The organism is Cupriavidus sp. GW822-FHT02D05, from assembly GCF_058802485.1.
On sequence record NZ_JBXAOE010000009.1, the window covers coordinates 122,700 to 140,013 of the forward strand.

The window sequence follows — 17,314 nt, forward strand, 5'->3', positions numbered from 1 at the left end:
GATCAGGAACGCATCAATCCCATGAAACGCGTTGAGGAAATGCCCGGCGGGCCCAGTCGTTCGCCGCCGTGGCTTGGCATTGAATCGGGGGAAGAGGGGGCGGACCAACCACCTCCTTTCGACACCGGTCTCGTATGCTTGGTCATGCTGGCCCGCTTTCACCAAGTTGCCGCCGACGTCGATCAGCTTGCCCATGAATTTCGGGCGGACGGTAAGCTCTTTGGCGCGATCGAAATCCTACTCGCCGCCAAGAAGCTCGATCTGCGCGCCCGCCAGGCGACGATCCGCGCCAAGCGCTTGGCGACTACGCCCTTGCCTGCCATCGGGCGCGACAACGATGGCAATTACTTCATCCTGGCCCGCCACGACGCAGGCAAGGTGCTGATCCAGGATCCGCGCAAGCCAGGCCCGACGGAGCTGCTGCTGGAAGACTTCCGACAGACGTGGTCCGGCGAACTGATCTTGCTCGCCTCGCGTGCTTCTGTGGCCGGTGCTTTGGCCAAATTCGATTTCAGCTGGTTCATCCCGGCAGTGGTCAAGTACCGTCGCTTGCTACTGGAAGTCTTCATTGTCTCGTTCGTGATCCAACTCTTTGCGCTGGTCACTCCCTTGTTCTTCCAGGTCGTGATGGACAAGGTGCTGGTGCATCGCAGCTTTACGACGCTGGATGTCATCGCGGTCGGCTTGCTGGCGGTTGTGACCTTCGAGGTGGTGCTCAATGCCCTGCGCAGCTATGTCTTTGCGCACACTTCCAGCCGTATCGACGTGGAGCTGGGCGCACGGTTGTTTCGACACCTCCTGAACCTGCCGCTAGCCTACTTCCGCGCGCGGCAAGTTGGAGACTCGGTGGCGCGGATACGCGAGTTGGAGAACATCCGATCCTTCCTGACGGGCAATGCCATCACCGTCGTGCTGGACCTATTCTTCTCAGTTCTGTTTCTGGCTGTCATGACGCACTACAGCGTCTGGCTGACCCTGATCGTGGTGGCTTCGCTGCCGTGCTATTTTCTGCTGTCGCTCGGGTTTACACCCACCTTGCGAGCGCGGTTGAACGAAAAATTTAATCGCAGCGCTGAAAACCAGTCCTTCCTGGTTGAGACCATCAGCGGTGTCGAGACGTTGAAGGCCAGCGCGGTAGAGCCCCAGTGGATACGTAAGTGGGACAACCAGTTGGCCGCATACGTAAGGGCGGGCTTTCGCACGACGGCGATTAGCACTATTGCCAATGGCGGCGTGACCTGGATCAGCAAGCTGGTGACGGTGGGGACGATGTGGCTTGGCGCACGGCTGGTCATCGACGGTCAGTTGACGGTGGGGCAACTGATCGCCTTCAATATGCTGGCGGGCAACGTGGCCGGGCCGGTGATGCGGCTCGCGCAACTATGGACGGATTTTCAGCAGGTGGGCATTTCCATGCAGCGGCTGGGCGATATCCTGAACACCCGCACCGAAGTCCATACGCCCCGGCCAGCGCTGCCGCCGGTGCAGGGGCGCATCGAGTTCGACCGGGTCGAGTTTCGCTATCGGCCAGGCGCGCAGCCAGTGTTGCGCGGCGTGAACCTGGCGATCCAAGCTGGCGAGACCGTGGGCATCGTTGGCCGCTCGGGCTCGGGCAAGAGCACGCTGACCAAGCTGGTGCAGCGGCTCTACCAGCCCGAGCAGGGGCGTGTGCTGATCGACGGGGTGGATATATCGACCATCGACGCTAGTTCGCTGCGCCGGCAGATCGGGGTGGTTCTACAAGAGAACGTGCTGTTCAACCGCAGCATCCGCGACAACATCGCGCTCAATGATCCCGGCACGCCCTTGCAGCAGGTGATTCGCGCCGCGCAGCTGGCCGGCGCGCATGAGTTCATTGCTGAGTTGCCCGAAGGCTATGACACCATGGTGGGCGAGCACGGCGCCACGCTGTCTGGCGGGCAGCGCCAGCGTATCGCCATTGCGCGGGCGCTGTTGTCTAACCCACGCATCCTGATCTTCGATGAGGCGACCAGCGCGCTGGACTACGAGTCCGAGCGCATCATTCAACAGAACATGCGCGAGATCAGCCGTGGCAGGACAGTACTCGTCATAGCACATCGCCTGTCGGCAGTCAAGGACGCACACCGCATCGTGGTCATGGAGCGCGGCGATATTGTCGAGGAAGGCACGCATGCCAACCTCATCCAGCGTGAGCAAGGGCAGTACGCCGCCCTGCATCGCATGCAGCAGGGGTAGCGCGTGGCTTGGGGGCATATTTTTGGTGCATGGGGCGACCTGTGCAAACGTTACGTCGGAGTGTTTGCGGCATCCTGGCGAGAGCGCAAGTCCTGGGAGGGCAAGCGCTACGATGCCGACGAAGCAGAGTTTCTACCGGCCGCCTTGTCCCTGCAGCAGACGGCTGTGTCGCCCGCACCAAGGGTGGCCATGTGGTTGCTGATCGTCTTTGCGCTGCTGGCTTTGTTGTGGTCAATCTTCGGCCAGGTGGACATCGTGGCGACTGCGCAAGGCAAGATCATCCCCAGCGAAGGCACCCAGGTTGTGCAGCCCATCGGTACGGCCACGGTCAAGGCCATCCACGTGCGCGAAGGGCAATCGGTGCGGGCGGGGGATTTGCTGATCGAACTTGACGGCACCGTTACCCGAGCAGAACAGCAGCGCATCGTGAACGAACTACAAACGTGGACCTTGCAGGTCGGACATGCCGAAGCCATGTTGGCGGCCATTGATGGAAAGCGTGCGCCCGCACTGGCGCAGGCCGATGTCGATCCGCGCGCCTTCGCCGATGTGCAGCGTCTGGCTGAGGCAGAGTTCTCGGCATTGCAGGCCAAGCTGGCCGGCATCAATGCGGAGCTGGCGCGCCGCCAGGCCGAGCACCAGTCCACGTTGGCGCTTGTGAGTAAGCTGGAAAAGACCTCACCTATCGTGCGCCAGCGCGCTGAGGCCCTGAAAGCCTTGGCGGGCGAGCAATACGTGGCGCGCAATACCTATTTGGAACGCGAGCGCGAGCGTATCGAACAGGAGGCGGATCTCGCCGTGCAACGCAGCCGCCTGAAAGAAATCGAGGCCTCTATCGCAGAGGCCAGGCAGCAACGCGAGACACTGCGGGCGGACGCGCGGCACGCAAGCCTGGACCGTTTGAATGAAGGCCGCCAGCATATTTCCTTGCTGGAGCAGGACCTGATCAAGGCCAGACAGTCAGAGCACCTGACGCGGCTGACCGCCCCCGTGTCCGGCACGGTTCAGCAACTGGCTGTGCGCACACTGGGCGGCGTGGTGACGGAAGCCCAGTCTCTAATGCTGGTGGTGCCGGAAGAAAACGTGCTGGAGGTCGAGGCGTTCCTGGAGAACAAGGACGTGGGCTTCGTACTGCCCACACAGGAAGCCGAGGTCAAGATCGAGACCTTTCCTTACACCAAGTACGGCGTCGTGCCAGGCACCGTGACTTCGGTGTCGGACGATGCAATCAGCGATGAGAAGCGCGGCCTAATCTATTCGATGCGTATCGCCATGGCGCGCTCAACCATTGCCGTCAATGGGGCGGACATTCGTCTGGCACCGGGCATGGCGGTGACCGCGGAGATCAAGACAGGCAGGCGACGCGTGATCGAGTATTTCCTCGATCCGCTGATCCAGTATGGCAGCGAGAGTATTCGGGAGCGTTGATGAGCAGCAGGTTGGCGCGGTGCGCAGGGGGCGGGAGCAAGAGATGGCGATGGGGCGGACCGGGAGGTTTACTGGCGCTTGCTTTGCTGTGCCTGGATGCGGGTACGGATGCCGCTGCGGCGACAGACATGGACGCAGAAGCGTCACCGCCTCGGTTTGCAATGGAAGTCGGCGCCGACACCCGTATGATCGGGTTGATGGAAGTCTATGGCATGGCGCTGGAATACGATCCGACCTACCACGCAGCTCTCAAAGAGCGGGATGCAGGACTCGAAGAACGCGCTATCGGCCGGGCGGCCTTGTTGCCCAAGCTGTCTTTCCAGTATCAGGCGGGGCGCAATCAATCTGAGGTGACCCAACCGGGGTTTTTGGGGAGGTCCACGTCGGACCGTTCTTACCGTAGCTATTCGTCGTCACTGACGCTGGAGCAGCCGGTCTTCGACTACGAGGCGATCTCGCGCTATTACCGTGGCATTGCGCAAGCACACCATGCTGACGCCCGCTTCCGCAGCCGCAGCCAGGAGGTGGCTGTGCGCGTCGCGCAGGCCTATACCGAGGCGCTTTTTGCTAAAGACCAGATCGACCTGACGCAGGCGCAGAAGCGCGCGTTTGCTGAGCAGATGACGTTGAACGCGCGGCGCCTCGACGCTGGCGAAGGCACTCGCACCGACATGCTGGAGACCCAGGCCCGCTACGACCTGGCACAGGCGCAGGAGATCGAGGCGCGGGACAATCTGGACGCCGCGCTGCGTGATCTTGGCGCCATGATAGGACAGTCGTTGCGAGCCGAGAACCTAGCGCCGCTGGCCAGGGCGTTTGGCGCGCTGCCGCAGGAGCCCGGCGGTTTCGAGGCCTGGCATAAGATGGCCCTGGTAGGTAATCCGGAACTTGCGGCACTGCGCTACTCGCTGGATGCAGCTGAGCAGCAGGTCGAGCAGGCTCGCGCCGGCCATCTGCCCAAGGTCAGTCTATACGCGACGGCGGGCCGCCAAAAATCCAGTTCGGAAGCGACTTTCGATCAGCGCTATGTGACCAACAGCATCGGCATCCAAGTCACCGTGCCGATCTTTGCTGGCGGTGGCGTGTCCGCGACGGTGAGGCAGGCAGTGGACAGCAAGGAGCGCCTACGCTACGAAAACGATGCCAGGTTTAGTGAAGTGTTAAACGAGTTGCGCAAGCAGTTCAACCTGCAAAACAGCAGTGCGGCCAAAATGCGAGCCTATCAATATGCCGTGGATTCAGCGCGCGAACTGACCGTCGCGATGAAAAAGAGCGTGGCCGGAGGTGAGCGCGTCAATGCGGATATCCTGGATGCCGAACAGCAGTTCTATGACGCGCTGCGCAACTTGGCGCAGGCTCGCTACGCCCACCTGTTGTCATGGCTAAAGCTCCGCTTCTATGCCGGTGAGTTGTCCGTGGCTCATGTGAACACCATGGCGCAGTACTTCGAAGTCAACAGCGCCTCAAGACCGTTGAGCAGCCATTAACCGCCATCGTCCGCACTGTCGTGCGGAGGCAAATACCTTACTGAACCGGCAATGGATATCTTTGACCCCCTGGCCCCACACTTGCCCCGTCTGAACATGATTCCAGTCCGCCAAGGCATTTATGACAGTGACGATCCTCATGCGTTGATCGGGGCGCTGATGAAGATCATGGAATACCTAGCCGACTATGGTGCCTACACCCGGCACGAAATCCCCGCAGCGCTTCTTTACAACCATCGCCTCAGCAATTACCAGGCTGAGGTCAGCAACGGCGGGCATGAGCAGTTCGTGGCCAATAGCGGATGGTCGGAAGACGTACAGCGCGAAGTGGAAGAAGGGCTCGGGGCGGTAGGCGCCTACGCTCATCAGCGCCTCTTCCGGGAGGTTGCGCAATACACCAACGCGAGTGCCGAACGCACGGCCGCCGTGCGCGCGCGAGGCGGGTTCAACCACCCAATCCACGGCAAAGTTGACGAATGGATCGAGCAGAAGGACCGTGAATTCCACATGCTGAACGCAACCAACGACGTGGCCACGCTGCAGAAGAGGTGGCTGAAATCTCTGTCGTACATCAAGCCCGTTCCGGATCTGCAATGGAAGTTCAGCATGGCGGAAATTTTCGGACGTAACCCCTTGCTGGATGCCAGGCTGGCGGCATTGGGCAAGCAGAAGCGCGATTTCGTGACAGACTTAATCGCGAATGCGCCGCTGAAGAAGAGCCGATGGGAATACGCCGCCGGCCTCGCCAGGCAGAACGGCCTGGATTTGCCCTTTATGGCCAAAAATAATTGGACGGAAGAGCACAAAGGAAAGGAAGTATGGCTTTCGCATTTCGAAATATCAGGTGTTAACTACCTGGCGATCTATTACACCGACGAGGTGGTGTTCTGCAACATGAGGGAGACGCCGGACGCCCTTGTTATTGACAAGGTCATCGATCGGACCGACTTGGAATACACGGAGGTCTAACGAGTCGGATATCGGTATGATCTCTATCGAGTATCTCGTGGACCGTCAAAAGTGAGTTTCCGCGGATTTACAGCTAACCGAGAGCGAACGCGGACGGAGATGCGAAGGCGAGTATGTCGGGAATAGGCCGAGCTGCCTGCTTCAAAATGCGGCAGCCGCTTCCGTACTTGTTTAGCTGACTTCAGGTCGGAGGTGTGGCCGGAGAAGTCGCCGGCGTGCCAGGCGAACCCGCTTCCGCGTTTTGACCGTCGACAAGTACCACTTCGCCGTGATCAGTTTAACCGTTGATGCTCCACATGGCGTCTCCGAGGTACGCAGCGTTGACGGCAACTTAATCCGACTAGGCCCGTGATGGCGAATAAGCGCCCGGAGCTAAGTGAACACCCCTTACACCTGTGCGGTGCCTCTGTGGAGGAAAGACCTGGCCACGGCGAAAACGCCAGAATTAATTCTGGCCTGGACCAAGCAGGACGTCAGCTTAGTTCCTGGTTGAGCGGAAATGAGCAAGTCTGAAAGAAACGGTCTTCCAGCGCGTTACCGCAACAGCCGGGTGGTGTCGGATACGGCGAGGCCTATACAGACTCTGGGCCTTCTGTCACAGAGATCTGGAATACTAATATCTCGCACACCACTGCATTTCGCCTCGCTTCCGGGGGCGCTACTCGCGGAGAACAGGTGAATCGGCACCAAGCTCTCTCACTGCAAGAAGGCGTCCTGAATTGAAAGAGGACGCCTCTTGTTATCCAGCCGAGCGGCAGGAGAGGCCGGAGTAATTCTGGATAACGCGATTGCTCAGGAGTCTAAAAGCAACATGGTCGTACCATCCGCACATCCACAGTTGGCTTGCCGGGCGAGGCTGGCAAAGCTTGGCCGCTTCTGCACTACGTCGCACCGGACCTGGTTGATCGCCAGCGCGCTGGCCGCATGTCTCGTTACATCCCTTTCGGCCTTCGGGCAAGCGCGCCCTTTCACTATTGGAGGACCAAGCGGACCTTCGACCTACTCCGTGTGTGCGCCTCCGCGTGATGAAGCGTCGCGCAAAGGACTTGACGACCTGCAGCGCGGGTTTTCGCCGCCAAACGTTGCGACTGCGCAGGAGGCGAAGGCACTTCTCAATCTCCGCATTGGATATGCGGAGGGCGATGAAGCGCACTTGCTGCAGGCGATTGACCAGTTGAAGAAATGGCCTGAAAAAGAGGGCATGCAGCGTGCTGCCTTGATCGCGAGCTTGCGACTGGCGGCCTTGCGCCGCGATCTTCTGTCTCATGCTACAGCGCGCCAGCAGCTCACGCAGATGCTCCACTCGAGTCGAGGATCGAACGGCCAACTTGTCGAGTTAAACTCAAGGCAGATCCTCGTGCGTGCTCTCTATCAGGAAGCCGACGGCCTAGGCGGAGCTGCTGGGCGTTCTTTGTGGGAAGAAGCGATCAGGGAGTCGACCGCGCTGCTGTCTCTGGCACCCAAGGTAGAGTCCAACGAAGGCTTACGGCTCCTTGAGGGCCAGCATCGCCAATTGTTGGCGCAACGGGCCTTTTTGCATCGAGATGCAGACGAGCTAAGGAAGCAGATCGGGGGCCTACGTGACGCACTGGATGTCCGGGCAATACCCGTTGAACAATTCGCACAACTTGATGCGTTGGGCAAAGCACTCTATGACCTCGCGTCCCTTGTGCGTGGTGATGAAGGACTGAAGGTCATTGGAGAACTTCGATGGGGCTTTGATCAGCAAGTCGTTCTCATGGCTAAATCACCGGGCTGGGGCCCCAGTCTTTCCGACGCCACGTACAGAGGGCTGGAATCTGCGAAAGGACACTGGCAGATCAACATGGTCCAAGGCGACAGCCCATGCCTCCAGCGCGTGAAGCTGCAGCGTCAGCGCGCAATGGTCGATATCCTGGAGCAGTCGCTCCTGACGGATGCCGGGCATCCTGACGCGGCTCGCGTGCATGAGGCCATCGCTGCGCTGCAGCGCGCTCAGGTCGCGCTTTCACGTCAGCCGCAGTCCATGCAACCAAGCTCGCTCGAACTGGGGCTTGGGGTGGGCTACCGCCTTCTGGCTGCCGCAAGCAACATTCCGGCAGAGCGCTCCCAGCGAATCGATCAGGCGGCCGTACAGTTCGATGCCAGCGAGCAACGGCTCAGGCAATGCTTTTGCGGTTGGCAAGAAGAAGAGTTGGCCCGTGAGCGAGTCGCTCTGGAAAGACTGCGCGGAATCCGTTGAGATTTGGCAAGACCTGCGTCAAGAAAGCCTTGCAAGAACATGAGGGCTGAGTCCGGCCAAAGCCGCGCCTTGGCGTCATCGGTGTCCATTGGCATCGCCGAATGACTCGAAACTTAACATAGCCTTATACGGCGAGTTTCGCGTGTAGCGGCTAAGAACGGCTAACAAAACCGCTCCACGAGCCTGGAACAGATGACGGCGCAATCCAGAGTCAGTAAAGCCAATTGGGTATCGATGCGACGTTCGAAACGAGTGCGAAGCAGCTTACCGACGGCAGCAGGCCAAGCAGGAGTCCGTTCGACAACCCGGCGATGCTCTCCGCGTCGCTCATGACTTTCTACGCCGCGACGCCCAATGCGTGGTTCAATGCCACGCTTGCGCAGATGCCGACGGCAGCGCAGGAAGTCGCATCCCTTGTCAGCGTGCAGCTTCTCGGGGCGAGATCGTGGCCGGCCAGACAAACCTCGGCACAGAGGGAATCGCATCGACCAACGCCCGGAAGACAATCGAGTCATGGCGGTTGGCACCGATCACAGTCAGCGCCAGTGGCAGGCCACGCCGGTCTACGACGAGGTGGGGCTTGCCGCCGAGATTGCTGCGGTCCGTGGGATTCGGGCCAGTGTCGCCCGCCGGGGAATGGCGACATTGACCGCACCCGTGGCCGGCACTGTGCAGCAATTGTTCACGCATACGGAAGCCAGCGTGCTCACAGAGGTGCAACCCATCATGGCGATCGTACCCGATGGGGTGCAAGTGACGGCTGAGGTAATGCTGGAGAACAAGGATATTGACTTCGTCAATACCAACCAGGAAGCCACGACCTTCCCGTACACGCGCTACAGCACGTTCACCTTGACTACGTTCTCCGCGCTCTGGACGGCTTGGGTTTGGCAATGCTGGTCGTCCCGAAGGACACGTGCCTCTCCTCGAGAAGGCGGCTTCTCATGCGGCAGAAGAGGTTAAGACATACGAAGCAGAGCGCGGCAGCGACCGGGAATGGGACTAGTCGCCGTCGGGCGTGTCAGCTCGCACGTAAGAGCCAGGTCTACGCAATTGCCAAGAGGCCTTTGCCGGGTCGGTAGATTGGGTGGAATCGTCGGCGTTCGCTAAATGTCTTCCGGCATAACTTGGCATTTCTGCAATTAACGGCCAAAGATTAGCGCCACCAGCCAAAAGCTGCCATCGTAACTTCGACGGCTATGGGGAGTGCAAAGTGCAGCTGCATTCGTTCGTCCATGAAAACGCAAAGATGCAGCTTGGGAGCAAGGGGATGGCCAAGAAGGCGAATGCCATGGAATCCCGGCACCCTGCCGGCAGGGTGCGCTGGGACGGTTATTTATGCACAGTCGTCTCTGGCATGTAAGCGGATCGCCAGCACCGTGGTTGACGACGAGACAGGAGTGGTGCTGCTTTAGGCTTGCAACGCCAGTTGAGCGGCGACGTTCCACGGCAGAAGTTCGTCGATCCGATTGACGGGATGATCGGCGATGCGGGCCAAGACGTGACGCAGATAGGCCTCAGGATCGATGCCGTTGAGTTTGCAGGACCCGATGAGCGAGTACATTGCGGCCGCGCGCTCGCCGCCACTGTCAGCGCCGGCGAATAAAAAATTCTTCCGACCCAACGCGACACCGCGCAGCGCATTCTCCGCGATGTTGTTGTCTATCTCTGCCAGGCCATCATCACAGTAGTAGATTAGCGCTTGCCACTGGTTCAGCATGTAGTTGATGGCTTTGGTCGTTTCCGACTGCGTCGAGAGCGTCAATAGCCGCTCTCGCAACCACACTTCAAAGCTGTCCAGTAGGGGCCGGGATCTTTGCTGCCGCACCTGTTGACGCACGGCAGGTGGCTTACCCCGGATTTCCGCTTCGATGGCATAGAGCTCGCCGATCCGGCGTAACGCCTCCGTTGTGGTCGGCGTTGCCTTGCGGACATGCAGATCGTGCACCTTACGACGCGCGTGGGCCATACAAGCTGCTTCGCGCACACTGCCATCGGTAAAAACAGCGTTGAAGCCCGCATACGCGTCTGCCTGCAGGATGCCGCGGAAGCCGGCCAGATGCGCTTGGGGATGTTGACCCTGGCGATTTGGTGTGTAGGCGAACCAGACCGCAGGTGCAGCATCCGAACCCGATGCGCGATCGTCCCGCACGTAAGCCCATAGTCTTCCCGTCTTGGTCTGTCCCTTACCTGGCGCAAGTACCGGCAGCGGTGTGTCGTCCGCGTGCACCTTGCCGGGCATCATCACGTATCGGTGCAAAGCTTCGACCAGGGGGCGTACCAGCGCACCGCAAGCGCCGACACCGCGAGCCATGGTCGTGCGGTCCAGCTCCACGCCCTGCCGGGCATAGATGGCGGCTTGGCGGTACAGCGGTTGATGATCAGCGTATTTGGCAACCAGTATGTGAGCGTGCAGCCCCGCCGTGGCAATGCCGCGCTCAATCGGCCGGCTTGGCGCCTCAGCCTGGACGATGCAATCACAACAGGCGCAGGCCTTCTTGCGCCGAACCTGCCGAATCACCCTGAATGAACTGCTGATGATATCGAGTTGCTCCGAGATGTCCTCGCCCAGCGGCTTGAGCTTACCGCCGCACTCTGGACAGGCTTCGGTCTCAGGCTCGAGAATGCGCTCCTCCCGCTCCTCCCGCTCCTCCCGCTCCTCCCGCTCCAAGTGCTCCGGCAACGGCTTGCGTACCGCTTTCTTCCGGACAGGAGGGGTAGCCTGCGGATCGGCTTCGGTTTCGGCCGCACCTTCCTCGGCCAGCAGATCTTCCAGTCGGGTCTCGAGCTGTTCAATCTGTCGATCCAGCTTCTCGGACTTCTGGCCAAACTGCATCCGCCTCAGCTTCGAGATCTGCAGATTTAGCTGCTCGATCTCCATGGAGCGGACCACCAAGGCCCGTTCCATGAGTGCGATCGATTCCCGCTGTGCCAACACCAGGGCCTTCAGGGCCTCAATGTCGTCGGGGAGATCGCTGGGGTCGATTGGCATGCGCGGCAGTTTACGCACATGCCACAAGGTTTACAACACCGACAGTGGCGGCCAGGTGCGCTCGGGCTGCTTCCAGTTGATCCCCTCCAGCAGCATCGACAACTGCGCTTGCGTCAGGTGGATCTTGCCGCTGTCGGCCTGCGGCCAGACGAAACGTCCACGCTCCAGGCGCTTCGAGAGCAAGCAAAGCCCATCGCCCGTTGACCACAACACCTTGACGACATTGCCGCGCCTGCCGCGGAAGACGAAGACATGGCCGGAGAACGGGCTCTCCTGCAGAGTCGCCTCCACCTTCGCTGCGAGCCCGTTGAATCCGCAGCGCATGTCGGTCACGCCTGCAGCGATCCAGATGCGTGTTCCCGCCGGCAACCCGATCATGGCGTCAAACGGTCCAGTACGGTACGCAACGTGGCCGGGTCGACTGCCCCTTCAATGCGAATCACCGCTCGGCCCAAACGGATCTCAATGGCGCCGTGCGGCGGAGTCGGCTCGCAAACCGCAGCGGCCGGACTCATTGGCATCGGACCGGGTGGCGAGCTTGGGTGTTCAACGGTCACCGGCAACAACACCGCGGCTTCCTGGCGCTGCTCCATTCGATAGCGTCGGCGCCAGGTGAACAGCATGTTCGCGTTGATGCCGTGCTCGCGCGCCAATTTCGATACCGAGACACCCGGCTCACACGCAGCGGCTGCCAACCGCCGCTTGAATTCCTCGCTGTGGTTCGGCCGGCCTTTGCGACTGCCGGCGACTGGTTCTTCCTGTGACTGTGACAAAGTAGTTCCCATCACTATTTGGTGGGAACTACTTTGGCGCCACTCTACTGAACGGTACAGACGGTGCTGGCGACTCGCTTACTCTGGCATTGCCGAAGAATGATGATGGGCAATCAGCCACTTGCCATTCTGCCATTCATACGCGTAGGTATAGCGCGCGTGTACCGTCTTGCCGTCGGCGAACTTGAACGTATACGTGCCGACGTCCTGCGCGACCTTGCAGCCGAGCTTGATAATGCGGCTGTCAATCGCCCCTTGCGGCTTGCCCTTCAGGAACTTTACGAAATAGTCACGGATGGCTGCGGGATTTGTGCGCGGGTCGTTCGATACGGTCGCCAGCAGTACGCCGTCTTGAGCATAGTTTGCGACGACCTTGTCCGGTTCGCCAGTGTGCAGTGAATCGTTCCAGCGATCGAACAAGGCGGCAATCTGCTGCTCGGTAGCCGGGGCGCACGTCGCGGATGACGTCGTTTGCGCGCTGGCTGGAATGGACATGAACAGAGTGCTTGCTGCGGCAGTCATCAGGGAGGCTGCACCAACGGTCTTCATCGAAGTGTCCTATCGTTCGTTTATTCGTCGCACCTTGCCGGTGCGGTGCCAGTGAAGCGGCACGAGTCCATTGTTAAACCCCGACATGAACCACATCCTGAGAATTCGATGAACCGATCCTGACGCAAAGATGAACCGAAAATGAACAGGGTAGGGCGAGTGCCGATTAGGGCTCGCTGTCAAGCCGATAGCCGAGTCCCCGCACAGTCTTGAGGAGGGCGAGCGGGTGGCCTTCGTCGACCTTGCTGCGCAGGCGACGCACGTACACGTCCACGATATTGGTCAAGGGGTCCTCATTCGCGCCCCACACATTGGAAAGAATGCGCTCGCGGCTGAAGATGCGGCCGGGCGCACTCATCAGCAATTCGAGAAAAGCCAGCTCCTTGGCAGTCAGTGCGACCGGTTTTCCGGCGCGGGTGACGTGCATGCGTTCGCGGTCGAGCAGGAGGTCGGCCACCTGAAGCAGGTTCTCTTTTGGCCGCTGTTCGCGGCCGCGTCGTAGCAGCGCTTCGATGCGCGCAAGCAGTTCTTCGAAAGCGAACGGTTTGGTGAGATAGTCATCTGCGCCAAGGCGTAGCCCGGCAACCCTGTCATCCACATCGGTCAGCGACGTGAGCATGAGTATGGGCACGTGGTTGCGTTCCGCACGCAGCGTCTGGCAAAGCTCGAGGCCGTCGATGCCCGGCAGCATCAGGTCAAGCAGGAGCAGGGCGGGCTCAGCGCCGCGTGCCAAATCCAGCCCTTCTGGGCCGGTACGCGCGAGTTGGACGCGATAGCCTTCTGCGCGTAGCCCCCGCACCAGGAAGTCCGCAACTCGGGTGTCGTCCTCAATTACCAGAATGTTCATAACTGTACTGTTGGTCGTTTGCTTCCATCGCTCTGCGGTAGCGGGGAAGGTCAATGCACGCGCGAGTGCCTTGTGGCTGGGCGCTTTCGAATGAAATGCGACCATTATGCGACTGCACGATGGCTTGCGCGATGGACAGACCAATACCTGTGCCGTCGGCGCGATGGGCGCGGGCGCGCCGGCCGCGCACGAATCGCTCGAAGACCAGCGCAAGTTCATCCGCATCGATGCCAATTCCCTCGTCCTCCACCTCGATCCGCACGACGTCAGGGCCTGGTTTGCAGCGCAGGCGCACCGTGCTGCCCCGCAGTGAGTAGCGCACGGCGTTATCCAGGAGGATGACGATGGCCTGTCTCAGTCGGTCGGCATCAGCCAGCACTGTGACCTCGGTGGTGTCCTTTGGCGGCACTAATTGCATCCTGACATCGTGGTCCACTCCCAGTGCTTCCGCGAAGTGCGCGGCATCCTGCAGGAGCGCAACCAGGTCGATGCAGCTCGGTTGCATCGCTAATTGGTCGGCTTCCGCCTTGGCGATGAGCAGCAGGTCGTTGATGCGTCCGGTAAGCTGTTCAGCTCCGTCAACGATGCGCTCCAGCGCCATGCGGTAATCCTGCACCGGCTTTTCCGCGCCGCGTAGGGCAATCTCGGCTTCGCCGCGGATCGCCGTTGTGGGCGTACGCAGTTCGTGGCCAAGGTCTGCAAAGAGCTGTCGGCGACGCTGATCGATCCGCTGAAGCGCTTCGTGCGCGGAACGCAACTCTGCCGTTCTCGCCTGCACGGCATCCTCCAGCCTACGGCGAGCTGCATCGGCATCACTGCGGTGCTGCTGGAGTTCCGAAGCCATGGCATTGAAACCTTCAGCCACACGGTCGAATTCGTCGCCGGACCAGATCGGAAAGCGGTAATCCAGCGCTCCGGACTGTAGGGCCTTGGCCCCTTCGAGCAGTTGATCGAGTGGCCGCTGAAGCCTGCGATTAAGGTGCAAGGCGAGGCCGATTGCAGCCAGCAGCACGACGCCCGCCATGCCGAATGCTTGCGTCCGGAGTCGATCCAGGGCGCGCTCCGTGGCCGCCCGGGCGACTGGCACCGCCGTGCGCTGGCGCTCGATCGCGCCGTTGAGCCGTTCACGTAGGTCGCGGCCGCGCGCCTTGTCGAAGACATCATTCAGTTCACGCCATACTCCGGCGAAATCGGCGTCCCGCGGAAGCGGCTGCAACTCAAGGAGCCGGGTTTCGACGGCCGCAATGTTGTCGCCCAATAGTTCCGTCGTGCTGGCCAGTTGATCGACTTCCAAAGGGATCGGCACGCCGTCACGCGCGGAAATTTCATTCCACAGCACGATATCGCGCTGGGCAAGCTGCTGCAGTGTACGGACGCTAGACTTCATCCTTGTCAGCAGCCGGTCTCGAGTCTCTGGCTGTGCGTCGGCGTTCATCACCCGTTGTGACGCCCAAACTCGCAGCCGCTGCTTGTTCGCAGACAGGTCCAGTAGTTCAGAGAGGATGTCGCTGGCGAGCCGACTGTGTTGCGCATAGTCATTCACCCGATTTGCGCCCCAGTAGACAAAACTTGCCTGACCGCAGACAAGGGCGACAAGTAAGGTAAAGGCGAGAGAAAGACGAAAACGGAACATGACGAGCTTTGGAATTGGCGTAGCTACGCGCATGCATTCTCAGGCCTTGGCAGTGGCTTGAAAAGAGTTGGTCGTAAGATATTTGCAGTTGGGACGTCACGAACTTCGGCGCAATCCTGCTTGCGAGGCGCCAGGAAGACTTTGGCGACTTGCGCCGGGGGGGCCTCCAATCCGGGCGCTATCAGTATAGGTCTATCCAGAGGGCATTCTGATGTGGCTGGCTGGGGGACATTCTGATTTTGGCCTCCACAAATCTTGTGGCAGCTCGCGGTATCCCGCAGACATGACTCCGCTACCAGCACTTTCGACGATCGTCTGCTGGTAAATGCTCCGGTTCGAAATTAGCGCGGTGGTGATTGTACGTCACACCCTTGCATCGCAGTGCGGCCATCGCATCGTTTGTCTTCTTCTGTTGCACCAGCCTGAACGTCGCGCCTTTCCTCGCGGACGCAATGCGCCCCCGTCGACAAGCGGAACGCCATCAACTGTCGCATGCTGATCGTTAGACTCTGGCACTACCGGGAAGCCGCCATGGCCGAGACACGACTAGGAATTCCGGCGCGTCGGAAGTGCTCCCATGATTGGGGCCGGCTGGGCTATTCGTGGCAACGTTGGCGACTCATCTCCTTAAGCCCTGGTGTTGCCAACTGCGACAGGCAACATCAGGACCGCTTGGCGGCCGCCGTACATCACGGCTTGGATAGCAGGCGGCCGACCATGGCGTTGACAGCGCTCATTTGCGACCCAGATTTCAGCGCATAATCGGAACCGGTATAACCGAACCAGTCCCAGCAGCCTTGCGGATTAAATGGAAGCGTAGACGCATTCACCTGCGGGTACAGCACAAGGATGTTGTTTGTGTCCGCCCAGTAGTTGTAGTTCGTCTTCGCGTAAAAATCATTGCCGACCACGGCTTCGGACTGCTTGCACCCATGGAATGCCACGTGGACTTTGCACGCTGCTCCCCGAGCGCATGAGTTTGGCACATAAACGAAGCCTGTATCTGCCATGCCTGTCGCGGTCGTCGCGAATTCGCGCTGGTTGAACGGCACGATTCTTCCTGACAGACTCTTCGCCGGCGGGTTCAGCGTGCCGTAGATCTGCTGCAGCAATGCGCCAGCCTGATCGTACTTTCGCTTGCCGACCGCGCAGTGACTGATATATGGAGAGGCGTTATCCGAACACACGTTGCCGAATGCCGGTGTGATGAATGCATGGCCGGCCGCCACGTTATTCACATACTGCAGGTTAGACGCAGGAACGCCGGCCTCCTTGAAGAATGACACCGTCGCATCGACAGCCTGCTGGTAGACAACGGTATCCTTCGTTCCGCTAAATACATAGACCCGGGCCTTCTGCAAATTCGATAGCGGGTCAATCTGACCGAGCGACGCAAAGCCCGTCGCGGCGGCCACCATCAGTGCTGGATTCGGCGGCACGAACGGCACTTGCCCCATGCAGATCGTCGTGTTGAGGATGTTCCCAGCCGCGCAATAATACGGCCCACCCGCTACCACACCGGCACCGACGACCGAGCCTGAGTATGCGACCTGATACTGGACTGCCATGAAGGCGCCCGATGACAGGCCGGAGACTGAGGTCTGCGATAGATCACCTGCAAAAGAAGGCAGCGCATCGGCGGCCAGCGCTGTATGAGGAAGAACTGCGAGCGCAAAGGCAGCAATGGTAAGGGTGCGAAGCGATTTCATCACGGTAGCTCCTGTGGCACAACGATCGAAAAGAATTGGACTAAAGGAAGGCGCGGGCTGAAAGATCCATTGCCCTTTGGGGCAGGTGAATCGAAGGGAGCGGGGCCTCGCATATACGGTCGCGCTTCGAACTTTCCGTGCTGTGGATCCGCGATAGAACAGCCGACTGCGGTCAAATGACATCGCAACATCACAACTGAATGTGGTGCCAACATCGTCGAATTCCGAAAGGCCGTTTTGGTCAATGCACTACTTTTGTGCTTGCGACACAGCGGGCTGCAGCGTTTCGAGGGCGGCATGCACAAGTGTTTAGTCTTGTGCTATGCAGCATTATCGGCGATGCGAAGGAATTTCGATCTTTTATTTTTGTATGTGTGCGGTATTTGCAACGATGTCGTCTGATTGTCATGTGGAACAACTAGGAACTGGTCGCAAAACTTCGGATCATGAATTTAAAATTAATTAAATCTGTTTTAATTTATTTTAAAT

The 17,314-nt window shown here is 59.8% G+C and carries 12 protein-coding genes and 1 pseudogene; 5 read left to right on the plus strand and 8 right to left on the minus strand.

Annotated elements, in window-relative coordinates; translation table 11 throughout:
• The first annotated feature begins 39 nt into the window (after positions 1-39).
• The 5 genes from AC1RQK_RS13985 (at position 40) to AC1RQK_RS14005 (ending at position 8,322) form a co-directional block, all read left to right on the plus strand.
• The gene (locus AC1RQK_RS13985; RefSeq protein ID WP_492809534.1) at positions 40-2,217 is read left to right on the plus strand and encodes a type I secretion system permease/ATPase; all 2,178 of its coding nucleotides are present in this window, start codon (positions 40-42) and stop codon (positions 2,215-2,217) included.
• 60 nt (positions 2,218-2,277) lie between these two features.
• Positions 2,278-3,645 carry an HlyD family type I secretion periplasmic adaptor subunit gene (locus AC1RQK_RS13990; protein ID WP_492809399.1) on the plus strand — a complete coding sequence of 456 codons (1,368 nt, stop codon included), beginning with the start codon at positions 2,278-2,280 and terminating at the stop codon, positions 3,643-3,645.
• A gap of 128 nt (positions 3,646-3,773) precedes the next feature.
• Entirely contained in the window at positions 3,774-5,132 is a 1,359-nt protein-coding gene (locus AC1RQK_RS13995; protein ID WP_492809400.1) for a TolC family outer membrane protein, read from the plus strand.
• 51 nt (positions 5,133-5,183) lie between these two features.
• Positions 5,184-6,101 (plus strand): DMP19 family protein, encoded by a 918-nt coding sequence (locus tag AC1RQK_RS14000; RefSeq protein ID WP_492809401.1) that lies wholly within the window; start codon positions 5,184-5,186, stop codon positions 6,099-6,101.
• 811 nt (positions 6,102-6,912) lie between these two features.
• Positions 6,913-8,322, plus strand: a complete 1,410-nt coding sequence (locus tag AC1RQK_RS14005; protein ID WP_492809402.1) for a hypothetical protein — start codon at positions 6,913-6,915, stop codon at positions 8,320-8,322.
• A gap of 161 nt (positions 8,323-8,483) precedes the next feature.
• Here the strand turns inward: AC1RQK_RS14005 and AC1RQK_RS14010 are convergent.
• The 8 genes and pseudogenes from AC1RQK_RS14010 to AC1RQK_RS14045 form a co-directional block, all read right to left on the minus strand.
• A pseudogene (locus AC1RQK_RS14010) lies at positions 8,484-8,958 on the minus strand (transposase); the annotation flags it as partial.
• 775 nt (positions 8,959-9,733) lie between these two features.
• The gene (tnpC, locus tag AC1RQK_RS14015) at positions 9,734-11,314 is read right to left on the minus strand and encodes an IS66 family transposase (protein ID WP_492809403.1); all 1,581 of its coding nucleotides are present in this window, start codon (positions 11,312-11,314) and stop codon (positions 9,734-9,736) included.
• Between the two features lie 30 nt (positions 11,315-11,344).
• Positions 11,345-11,692 (minus strand): IS66 family insertion sequence element accessory protein TnpB, encoded by a 348-nt coding sequence (gene tnpB / locus AC1RQK_RS14020; RefSeq protein ID WP_492809404.1) that lies wholly within the window; start codon positions 11,690-11,692, stop codon positions 11,345-11,347.
• Complete coding sequence (gene tnpA, locus AC1RQK_RS14025) at positions 11,689-12,099, minus strand: IS66-like element accessory protein TnpA (RefSeq protein WP_249679065.1); 411 nt, start codon at positions 12,097-12,099, stop codon at positions 11,689-11,691. Before tnpA ends, tnpB begins: the two co-directional genes overlap by 4 nt.
• Before the next feature lie 66 nt (positions 12,100-12,165).
• Complete coding sequence (locus tag AC1RQK_RS14030; protein ID WP_492809405.1) at positions 12,166-12,636, minus strand: SgcJ/EcaC family oxidoreductase; 471 nt, start codon at positions 12,634-12,636, stop codon at positions 12,166-12,168.
• A 166-nt stretch (positions 12,637-12,802) separates the two neighbouring features.
• Positions 12,803-13,483, minus strand: coding sequence for a response regulator transcription factor (locus AC1RQK_RS14035; RefSeq protein WP_492809406.1), 681 nt, complete (start codon positions 13,481-13,483; stop codon positions 12,803-12,805).
• A complete protein-coding gene (locus AC1RQK_RS14040; protein WP_492809535.1) occupies positions 13,464-15,116 on the minus strand; it encodes a sensor histidine kinase in 1,653 nt (550 codons plus the stop codon). Before AC1RQK_RS14040 ends, AC1RQK_RS14035 begins: the two co-directional genes overlap by 20 nt.
• A gap of 689 nt (positions 15,117-15,805) precedes the next feature.
• Positions 15,806-16,825, minus strand: a complete 1,020-nt coding sequence (locus AC1RQK_RS14045; protein ID WP_492809407.1) for an extracellular catalytic domain type 2 short-chain-length polyhydroxyalkanoate depolymerase — start codon at positions 16,823-16,825, stop codon at positions 15,806-15,808.
• Between the last annotated feature and the right edge of the window lie 489 nt (positions 16,826-17,314).